At 43.3% G+C, this 2,840-nt stretch carries 2 protein-coding genes; both read right to left on the reverse strand.

The genetic code is table 11. The features are described 5' to 3' along the window. On the reverse strand, positions 1–200 hold a 200-nt coding region (locus Q0X89_RS06965; RefSeq protein WP_297692512.1), incomplete at its 3' end, for an SUMF1/EgtB/PvdO family nonheme iron enzyme. An 81-nt stretch (positions 201–281) separates the two neighbouring features. Further along, on the reverse strand, positions 282–2,840 hold a 2,559-nt coding region (locus Q0X89_RS06970), incomplete at its 5' end, for a phosphoesterase (RefSeq protein WP_297692514.1).

Below are 2,840 nucleotides of genomic sequence, written 5' to 3' on the forward strand. Positions count from 1 at the left end.
AGTCTTTCCGCTATTGTGATATAATTCGTTGCCGAAATAAATTCTGAGAATTGTCCGTTGGTTACCTCTGTTGTATCCATAAAAAATGCATCTACCTGAACAGGGTGTTTTGGAAACTCGCGTGGCAATGCCAGTTCTCCCCTGCCGCCCATCAAAAATTCTCCTGCAGGGATATAGACCATTCCTTTTGGCGGCCTCACGCTTTTATCGTTTTCTGAAAATTTTTCGCCACATGAAAGCAAAAGCATGGAGCATAATAGCACGTATCGTATCATTCCCGACTAAAACCCAAAGCCAAATCCAAAGTAGATCCGGATACCATCGTCTGAATCAAATGCACCGAAATTGGCGGTCATAAAGTCGGCCCCATTCACGAAAAATCCGCCGCCGACCGATGTGTTCCAGTCGTCCATGTTTTCACCTGGATTCAAGACAAGATCATTATCCACCCAGACCCTACCGATATCGAATCCGGCAAAGATCCCCAATTCAACGGGTACAATACTGGTTTTATATCGATTGAAATTCAAGCGTAGGTCCGAAGTCTGATAAAAAGAGGTTTTACCCGTAAAGCGTTGATTTCTGTACCCCCGTAAGCCATCATTCCCGCCGACACTCGCTGCCTGGTAGAATTCAAACTCTTCCCCAAAATTGATATGGGCCTTGGATTTGGTGGCAAATACCAACTGCCCTGATGGCCCTAGTTTATAGTTGAATGCCAGGGACGGGACCAAATACGTAAAGGTATTATCATTATCAACATTTGCCACATAACCTGCGCGGATCAGGAATTGCATCCCCAGTGTCGGAAAAGCGGGTTCGTCATATTGCTCATATAAATAGGAAGTTTCTGCCCTCACAAAATTATTCCTTTTATCCTGTGGTATGCTCGCGGCAAATATATTGATGAACCGATCCTCGGTCTCGTCCAGTTCGATAGATTCATAATCTACGCCGATCCGGAACTCTCCATTGACTTTGCCCCTGGATATCAGGCCTAAACCACCACTAACTGTTCCCAATTTTACGCGATTGTAATCCAGGTCAAACAACTCATCATTATCTGCTTCCGGATTAGGTGTAGAATTCCCAAATCCAAAGAAATTAATGGCGAAATTCGGACTCGTGAATTTGCCATTAAGGGTGAGGTTCCATTCCCCGATCACATTGGCAAATTCTCCTTCATAGCCCAGGTCAAATCCTTGGGTAGATGAGAAGTAGTTAGCCGCAAAGACATGTTTTGAGGTAAAAGGATTTCGCTCAAATCCGTTTACTGTCAATGTATTTGCCAGACCGAACTTTAAACCATCATCCGGATTGCCCCCAAAAGTAGGGATCAGTACATTGGAGTTGTATTTCGGTCGTTTGTAATCATAGTTGTTTGTGTCGTAATCATCTCTGATATGATTACGCCCTTTCCCGGTGAGCAAGGTGTTGTTTTTGCTCTTGAAATCATAGACATGTACTTTGTTCCCATTCTGAATATCATACTGATCATTATTTAAGCCGCCTATGATACGTAATTTGATAAGGTTAGATCCTTTACCTTTTACCAAAAAATAATCTTTATCGTCCAGACCATATAGCCAGATCTCTTTTGTTTCACTTCTTTCATAAGTTCGTTCATGCAACAGGTCCGCTTTCTCGCCTCCTTTGATACGGAAGGCTGATACTTTGGTTTGTCCTTTCGACATTCTCTCTATTTCGAACCAGTCATCTTTATCTGTTCCTGTTATCACTCCATACTTATTGATAATATGGAAGTACTCTTCGGCGATGGTCGTTAGATTCCCTCTCCGTCCTTTTAATGTCTCTTTGATGGATAGCACATATTGATCCTGAACTTCTTCGGGCAGATGTGAGAACGCCTTTTCGATCACATCATCGGTAATTTTAGATTGTATGAACTGGGCTTCATCCCACCAGGTTTTCCGATCCATTTGGGTCATAAATGCCATATCCAGTGGGAAGGGCTCCAAATTCATCCATTTCGGACTTTTTAATTCCTCTTCATAGGAATTGATGAGTCGAATTGGAGGCACCAATGTAGTTGCCAGTCCGGTTGCAAAACCATCATCCATCAAGGCAAAAGCCTGGTCTCTGTCGCGAGGTACCGGCCTGTATATAGTCTTGCCGTCTTCCTTAAAAGTTGCCCATCGCCATTGATCAAAATGCCGGTCCCAATCCCCTAATAACATATCGAATAGTCTGGCCCGTACATACATTTTCTGATCCACGATATGATCTTCATCTTTTCGCAACATATCGATCATATCATGTGTACTGATGAGCTTATCTGAATAGCCAAAAGAATAATTGTCCCCATGGCCATCCGCGGCTCGCTCTTCGATCATATAAAGTTCATCCCCGTATTCATCATTGTATTGCCCGATAGCATTCTGCTTTGGAACATAGTATAACTTAGGATTCGTATGGTATATGCCTACAGCATCCGATAGTTCGCCAATGGCTAAAAAGGCATAGGGATGTGAAGCCGTAAAGAAATCCATCACAATATCCTCTGTATCTGTATCCGTGAATTCATCTCGTACAAACTGTTCTTTAAATGCCACTGACTGAATATATTGCACGGCATTTTTCCGAATAGCCCGCATCACATACTCTTTGCCTTCCGGGTTTACCAGGCGCAAGGAGTTAGATTGGTGGCCTCCTCCCCTTCTTATCGGGGTTAACCCACCAAACATCGTATCTAATTTAACGGTAGGTACGGTGATCTCCTTGCTAAAAACGTCTCGATAGCGCTCGCCCCAAAACCATTTAAAAAATCCGGATCTCTCTGTTTCTTCCTTGGTGTAAACCGAAGTCGTATATGTCGGCGG

The sequence above is a fragment of the uncultured Eudoraea sp. genome (assembly GCF_947258525.1).
Taxonomy (GTDB): domain Bacteria; phylum Bacteroidota; class Bacteroidia; order Flavobacteriales; family Flavobacteriaceae; genus Eudoraea.